Origin of the sequence: Streptomyces sp. (assembly GCF_050698815.1) — a bacterium.
In the GTDB taxonomy this organism is placed as follows: Bacteria; Actinomycetota; Actinomycetes; order Streptomycetales; family Streptomycetaceae; genus Streptomyces.
In genome coordinates this window covers 1-6931 of the sequence record NZ_JBOHCV010000523.1, presented here as the reverse complement: position 1 = coordinate 6931, position 6931 = coordinate 1, and the positions used below count along the sequence as shown (strand labels likewise).

The window sequence follows — 6931 nt, the reverse complement described above, 5'->3', positions numbered from 1 at the left end:
GGCCCATTCCGCCCCGCTCCAGCCGCGGGAGGCGAAGTTCCCCACCGGCGCGGCTTCGATACCGGCGAACGAGACCAGTGCCTCGCACCCGTCGAGTCCGGCGCCGAGCAGCGCCGCCAGGTGCCCGTCGCCGCGGTGTTCGCGCAGCACGGTGGCGGCGTGCCAGAGGGCGAGGTGCGGTTCCTCGGGCCACGGCAGCGCGGCGTTGGCCGCAGCGAGCGGTCGCCCGGGCAGTCCGGCGGCCTCGGCCGCGGTACGGGCGAGCGCAGCCGCCTCCGCCATGCCGGGATCCTCCAGCCGGTCGCCGAGCACGGCACGCAGCGTGCTGTCCACGGCGCGGTGACGTGCCGTCAGTACCGCCTCGGGTGTGGCGGTTCGCCACACCTCCGGCACGTACGCGGCCACCGTGCGCGGGCTGAAGCTGTAGTAGGCCGCGGTCACCACCTCGGGACCGACGGGCCCCAGCGGTGCGGAGCGCAGCGCGAAGTACCAGGGCCAGCGCTCGGTCGTGTCGTACCCGAGCGCCTCGCCCTCCTCGGCGGCCTGCGGTGAGAAGTAGAGGCAGGCATGGACAGGTTCGAGTTGGTGCCACATCTGGCGGGCAAGCCCGGAGAAATCCGTCATGACCGGGTACGCTAACCGGGCAATGTGAACACTGTCAACATGTGATGTCGCGTGACCCGGCCGGTGTCCCGCACGCTGGAGTCATGACCGACACACAGCGGGTGCGGACGCGGCGAGTGTACGAGGAGGCGGAACCCGGCGAGGACGGGGTGCGGGTGCTGGTGGACCGGGTGTGGCCGCGCGGGGTGAAGAAGGAGGACGCGCGGCTGGACGCCTGGGACAAGGAGGTGGCCCCCTCCACGGAGCTGCGCAAGTGGTACGGCCACGACCATGCGCGCTTCACCGAGTTCGCCGAGCGCTACCGCGCGGAGCTCGCCGAGCCGGCGGCGCGGGACGCCCTGGACCGGCTCCGCGAGCGGGCCGCGGGCGGGCCGCTGACGCTGCTGACAGCCACGAAGGCGGAGGATCTCGACCACAGCCACGCGGCCGTGCTCGCCCAGGAGCTGCGCGGAGCCCGGTGAGACGCCTCTGATCAGGCACGTTGACGAACCATACGGGTCAGTGCATACTTATGCCAGTCAGTGTATGCACCGTAAGGAGAACCCCGTGACCGAGCGCGTCGTACTCGCCTACTCCGGTGGCCTGGACACCTCCGTCTGCATCGGCTGGATCGCCGAGGAGACCGGGGCCGAGGTCGTCGCCGTCGCCGTCGATGTCGGCCAGGGCGGCGAGGACCTGGACGTCATCCGCAAGCGCGCGCTCGCCTGCGGTGCGGTCGAGGCCGAGGTCGCGGACGCCAAGGACGAGTTCGCCGACGAGTACTGCCTTCCGGCGATCAAGGCCAACGCGCTCTACATGGACCGTTACCCGCTGGTCTCGGCGCTCTCCCGGCCCACCATCGTCAAGCACCTGGTGGACGCCGCCCGGAAGCACGGCGCCGGCACCGTCGCGCACGGCTGCACCGGCAAGGGCAACGACCAGGTGCGGTTCGAGGCCGGCATCTCCTCCCTGGCCCCCGACCTGAAGTGCATCGCGCCGGTACGGGACTACGCGATGACCCGGGACAAGGCCATCGCCTTCTGCGAGGCCAAGGGCCTGCCCATCGCGACCAGCAAGAAGTCGCCGTACTCCATCGACCAGAACGTCTTCGGCCGGGCCGTGGAGACCGGCTTCCTGGAGGACATCTGGAACGCGCCGATCGAGGACGTCTACGAGTACACCGAGAACCCGGCGACCCCGCGCGAGGCCGACGAACTCGTCATCACCTTCGAGGCGGGCGTCCCCGTCGCCATCGACGGCAAGCCGGTGAGCGTGCTGCAGGCCGTGCAGCAGCTCAACGAGCGGGCCGGAGCGCACGGCGTGGGCCGGATCGACATGGTCGAGGACCGGCTCGTGGGCATCAAGTCCCGTGAGGTGTACGAGTCCCCCGGCGGCATCGCGCTGATCACCGCGCACCAGGAGCTGGAGAGCGTCACGGTCGAGCGGGAACTCGCCCGCTACAAGCGGCAGGTCGAGCAGCGGTGGGCCGAACTCGTCTACGACGGCCTGTGGTTCTCCCCGCTCAAGCGGGCCCTGGAAGGCTTCATCAACGAGGCGAACGAGCACGTCAGCGGCGACATCCGGATGACCCTGCACGGCGGCCGGGCCGTCGTCACGGGCCGGCGCTCCCAGCAGTCGCTCTACGACTTCAACCTCGCGACCTACGACAGCGGCGACACCTTCGACCAGTCGATGTCCAAGGGCTTCATCGAGCTGTTCGGCATGTCCAGCAAGATCGCCGCGAAGCGGGACCAGGCGCAGTAGTCTGCGGTTCTCCCCCGGACCGGCACGGCACGCGAAGCACCCAGGAGCACCGATGAGCAGCAAGGAATCCCCGCAGTCCGGCCTCGGGGGCGAGGACGTACGGCTGTGGGGCGGGCGGTTCGCGGACGGGCCGTCCGAGGCGCTGGCCAGGCTGTCGGCTTCCGTGCACTTCGACTGGCGGCTCGCGCCCTACGACATCGCGGGCTCCCGCGCGCACGCCCGCGTGCTGCACACGGCCGGGCTGCTGACCGCCGCCGAGCTCCAGCGGATGCTGGCCGGTCTCGACGAGCTGGAGCGGGACGTCGCCGACGGCAGCTTCACGGGCACCGTCGCCGACGAGGACGTGCACACCGCGCTGGAGCGCGGTCTCCTGGAGCGGCTCGGGGCCGAGCTCGGCGGCAAGCTGCGGGCGGGCCGGTCCCGTAACGACCAGGTGGCCACGCTCTTCCGCATGTACCTGCGCGACCATGCCCGCGTCATCGGCGCTCTGCTCGCCGACCTCCAGGAGGCGCTGGTCGGCCTCGCCGAGGCCCACCCGGACGTCGCGATGCCGGGCCGCACCCATCTTCAGCACGCCCAGCCCGTGCTCTTCGCCCACCATGTGCTCGCCCACGCCCAGGCGCTGTCCCGGAACGCGGAGCGGCTGCGCCAGTGGGACGAGCGGACCGCGGTCTCCCCCTACGGCTCCGGCGCCCTCGCGGGCTCCTCGCTGGGCCTGGACCCGGAGGCGGTCGCGGCCGACCTCGGCTTCGAGCGCGGCTCGGCCGCCAACTCCATCGACGGAACGGCCTCGCGCGATTTCGTCGCCGAGTTCGCCTTCATCACGGCCATGACCGGCGTCGACCTGTCCAGGATGGCCGAGGAGATCATCCTCTGGAACACGAAGGAGTTCTCCTTCGTCACGCTGCACGACGCCTTCTCCACCGGCTCCTCGATCATGCCGCAGAAGAAGAACCCGGACATCGCCGAGCTGGCCCGCGGCAAGTCCGGGCGGCTGATCGGCAACCTCACCGGGCTGCTCGCCACCCTCAAGGCCCTGCCCCTCGCCTACAACCGTGACCTGCAGGAGGACAAGGAGCCCGTCTTCGACTCCTGCGACCAGCTGGAGATCCTGCTGCCCGCCTTCACCGGCATGATGGCCACCCTGACCGTGCACCGCGAGCGGCTGGCCGAGCTGGCCCCGGCCGGTTTCTCGCTCGCCACCGACATCGCCGAGTGGCTGGTCAAGCGGGGAGTGCCCTTCCGGGTGGCGCACGAGGTCGCGGGTGAGTGCGTCAAGGTCTGCGAGCGCGAGGGCATCGAGCTGGACCAGCTCACGGACGAGCAGTTCGCCGCGATCTCCCCGCATCTGGCTCCTGAGGTCCGTACGGTCCTGAACGTGTCCGGCGCCCTGGCGGCCCGGGACGGCCGCGGCGGCACCGCGCCCTCGGCGGTCGCCACCCAGCTCGGCGAGATCAAGGCAGACCTGGCCCGGCAGCGGGAATGGCAGCGGGAAGGCCCGCGGAGCAGGCCCCTTGACCTGGGCTGACGCCTCCTACGCGTAGCCGCCACGCAGCGGGGCACCCGGCGCGGGACCGCCCCCGACACGAAGCGAGGCGAGAGGCGATGACCGCGACTTTGCGTCACCGGCCCGAGGAGACACACCAGGCTTCGGTGGCAGAACTGGTCAAGCAGGCATCCGAGCAGCTCACCGACGTGGTGCGCAGCGAGATGCGGCTGGCGCAGGCCGAGATGAAGGAGAAAGGCAAGCGGGCGGGCTTCGGCGGCGGCATGTTCGGCGGAGCCGCGGTCATGGGGCTGATCGCCCTGTGGGCGCTGGCCTTCGCGGCGATAGCCGGCCTTGCCCTCGTCCTGCCCGTCTGGGCCTCGGCCCTGGTCATCGCCGGTGCGCTGCTGCTGGTGGCCGGGGTGCTGGCGCTGGCCGGGAAGCAGCAGATCGGATCCGCCACGCCACCGAAACCCGAACGGACCATCGACAGCATGAAGGCGGATGTCGAGGCGATCAAGGAAGGGGCGCACCGATGACGCGCGAGTCCGGTGCCCGCGGCGCGGCCGGCAGCAAGCAGCTGCACGCGGAGGTGGAGGAAGCACGCCAGCAGCTCGCGGAGACCGTCGCGGAGCTGGCGGGCAGGGCGGACGTGGCGGCGAAGGCGCGGGAGAAGGCCGCACAGGCCAGGTCCAAGGCCCAGTTCAAGGCGAACGAGGCGAAGTCCCGGGTGCAGCACACCGCGGAGCTGGCCGCGCACCAGAGCTTCAGCAGGCCGGGGCCGGCGATCGGAGCCGCGGCCGCCGTCGGCGCCGGGGCGCTGCTGACCTTCGCCGTGCTGCACCGCAACCACGGGACCCATGGGAGCCACGGCTTCTACCGGACCCATGGCGGGCGCGGTGCCCTGCGAACGCGTGGCATCCACCGGGCCCCTCGAAGGCACCGCGGGCACTGAGAGCACCGAAAGCCTGAAAGCACCGAAAGAGCAGGTCAGGCGGCCTTCGCCTTGGTGGCGTACATGTCCACGTACTCCTGGCCGGACAGCCGCATGACCTCGCTCATGACCTCGTCCGTCACCGCGCGCAGCACGTACCGGTCGCGGTCCATGCCCTCGTAGCGCGAGAAGTCCAGCGGCGCGCCGAAGCGGACCGCGATGCGGCGGCCGGGCGCGAAGCGGGGGAGGCCGTTGCCGCCCGGCTGGATCGCGTCGGTGCCGATCATCGCGAACGGCACCACGGGCGCGCCGGTCATAAGGGCGAGGCGGGCGATGCCCGTGCGGCCGCGGTAGAGGCGGCCGTCGGGGGAACGGGTGCCCTCCGGGTAGATGCCGAAGATCCCGCCCTCGTCCAGCACCCGTCGCCCCGTCATGAGCGCCGCGACACCGCCACGGCCGCCGTCCCTGTCCACCGGGATCATGCCGACGCCGGTGAAGAACCAGGCCATCAGGCGGCCCTTGAGGCTCTTGCCCGTGACGTACTCGTCCTTGCCGATGAAGAAGACCTGCCGGTCGGTGACCAGGGGCAGCACCATCGAGTCGATGAAGGTCAGGTGGTTTCCGGCCAGGATCACCGGACCGGAACCGGGAATGCGCTCCGCGCCCGTCACCCGCGGGCGCATCAGTCCGCGCAGCAGCGGGCCGAGCAGTGCCTTGATCAGACGGAAACGGGACAAGGTTCCTCCGGTCGGTGACGGTCGGGTGCATACCCCCGCAGGTGAGGACGATACTCGCCGCTACCGGTGAGTCGCACACCGGGTTCATCGCTCCGCTACGCAGAGTTGACAGGGCTGGTATGTGCCACCTCGCCTCGAAGCGCGTGTCGGAGTGCCATCTGGCCCTTGTTTCCCGCTTGTTCGGCCGTTGGTCTCCCCGCCGTGCTGAGCCGCACCTACGATCAGCGCGTCATCCGCCTGGCGCCGGAACCGCCCCGGGCGGACGAATCAGGATGAGACGAGCTGAGGAGAGCCCATGGGACAGGAGCAGCAGCCGGGTCGGAGACTCGTGCTCGGAGCGGCCGTGCTGGGCGCCGCGGGCGCCGCGACGCTGGGCACGTCCCCAGTCGCGAGCGCGGAGGAGAAGGACGGGGGCCGCGGGAGTGGACGGCCCGGCCACGACCTGCCGGTGCCCGCCGTGATCGCGCACCGCGGCGCCAGCGGATACCGCCCCGAGCACACGATCGGTTCGTATCAACTCGCCCTCGACATGGGCGCGGACATCATCGAGCAGGATCTCGTGCCGACCAAGGACGGACACCTCGTCTGCCGGCACGAGAACGACATCACCGCGACGACGGACGTGGCCGGCCATCCCGAGTTCGCCGCCCGCAGGACGACCAAGACGGTCGACGGGAAGAGCCTGACAGGCTGGTTCACGGAGGACTTCACTCTCGCGGAGCTGCGCACCCTGCGCGCGAAGGAGCGCATCCCCCAGACGCGGCAGCACAACACGCTCTACGACGGGCGCTGGGAGGTCCCCCTCTTCGAGGACGTGCTCAAGTGGGCGGCGAAGGAGGGCAAGCGGCGGGGCCGTCCCGTATGGCTGCACATCGAGACCAAGCACCCGACCTACTTCCGCAAGCTCGGCCTCGAACTGGAGCCCCGGCTGGCAAAGCTGCTGCGTGCCTACGGCCGCCACCGCTCGCACTCACCGAACTTCGTGCAGTCCTTCGAGCCCAGCAGCATCCAGCAGCTGAACAAGCTGGTGGACTGCCCGGGCGTCTGTCTGCTGGGCGCGGCGACCTCCCGTCCCTGGGACTTCGTCGAGGCCGGCGACCCGCGCACGGTCGCCGATCTGGTCACACCCGAGGGTCTGAAGTGGATGGCCCGGTTCGCGAAGGGCATCGGGCCGACGCTGGACCTGATCATTCCGCGGAAGCCGGACGGCAGTCTGGGGGAGCCCACCACCCTGGTACGGGACGCGCACGCGGAGGACCTGGTCTTGCACCCGTACACCATGCGCAACGAGAACACCTTCCTGCCGCTCGACTTCCGCCGCGGTGCCGACCGGCCGCCTACGGGGACGCGTTCGGCGCTTTCCGTACCTACTTCGCCACCGGCATCGACGGACTGTTCACCGACAAC

General features: G+C 70.8%; 7 protein-coding genes and 1 pseudogene. 6 read left to right on the top strand and 2 right to left on the bottom strand.

Annotated elements, in window-relative coordinates:
• Positions 1-624, bottom strand: a 624-nt coding sequence (locus tag ACRDP3_RS18910; RefSeq protein WP_431518146.1) for an SCO6745 family protein, incomplete at its 3' end; no start/stop codon positions are given.
• An 83-nt stretch (positions 625-707) separates the two neighbouring features.
• Here ACRDP3_RS18910 and ACRDP3_RS18905 point away from each other — a divergent pair.
• From ACRDP3_RS18905 to ACRDP3_RS18885, 5 genes are all read left to right on the top strand, one after another.
• Positions 708-1085 carry a DUF488 domain-containing protein gene (locus tag ACRDP3_RS18905; RefSeq protein ID WP_431518145.1) on the top strand — a complete coding sequence of 126 codons (378 nt, stop codon included), beginning with the start codon at positions 708-710 and terminating at the stop codon, positions 1083-1085.
• Between the two features lie 85 nt (positions 1086-1170).
• Positions 1171-2367 carry an argininosuccinate synthase gene (locus ACRDP3_RS18900; protein ID WP_431518144.1) on the top strand — a complete coding sequence of 399 codons (1197 nt, stop codon included), beginning with the start codon at positions 1171-1173 and terminating at the stop codon, positions 2365-2367.
• A gap of 52 nt (positions 2368-2419) precedes the next feature.
• Positions 2420-3895: an argininosuccinate lyase gene (gene argH / locus ACRDP3_RS18895; RefSeq protein WP_431518143.1), complete on the top strand. Its 1476-nt coding sequence runs from the start codon at positions 2420-2422 to the stop codon at positions 3893-3895.
• Positions 3896-3972: 77 nt separating this feature from the next.
• On the top strand, positions 3973-4392 hold the full coding sequence (locus ACRDP3_RS18890; protein ID WP_431518142.1) for a phage holin family protein: 420 nt from the start codon (positions 3973-3975) through the stop codon (positions 4390-4392).
• Complete coding sequence (locus ACRDP3_RS18885) at positions 4389-4808, top strand: DUF3618 domain-containing protein (RefSeq protein WP_431518141.1); 420 nt, start codon at positions 4389-4391, stop codon at positions 4806-4808. Before ACRDP3_RS18890 ends, ACRDP3_RS18885 begins: the two co-directional genes overlap by 4 nt.
• A gap of 35 nt (positions 4809-4843) precedes the next feature.
• Here the strand turns inward: ACRDP3_RS18885 and ACRDP3_RS18880 are convergent, their stop codons facing one another.
• Positions 4844-5524 carry a lysophospholipid acyltransferase family protein gene (locus ACRDP3_RS18880; protein WP_431518140.1) on the bottom strand — a complete coding sequence of 227 codons (681 nt, stop codon included), beginning with the start codon at positions 5522-5524 and terminating at the stop codon, positions 4844-4846.
• Positions 5525-5819: 295 nt separating this feature from the next.
• Here ACRDP3_RS18880 and ACRDP3_RS18875 point away from each other — a divergent pair.
• Positions 5820-6931, top strand: a pseudogene (locus ACRDP3_RS18875) (glycerophosphodiester phosphodiesterase); the annotation flags it as partial.

Coding starts and splice junctions, on each gene's coding strand:
- ACRDP3_RS18890 (WP_431518142.1), top strand. CDS start 3,973: ATGACCGCGACTTTGCGTCACCGGCCCGAGGAGACACACCAGGCTTCG.
- ACRDP3_RS18885 (WP_431518141.1), top strand. CDS start 4,389: ATGACGCGCGAGTCCGGTGCCCGCGGCGCGGCCGGCAGCAAGCAGCTG.
- argH (WP_431518143.1), top strand. CDS start 2,420: ATGAGCAGCAAGGAATCCCCGCAGTCCGGCCTCGGGGGCGAGGACGTA.
- ACRDP3_RS18905 (WP_431518145.1), top strand. CDS start 708: ATGACCGACACACAGCGGGTGCGGACGCGGCGAGTGTACGAGGAGGCG.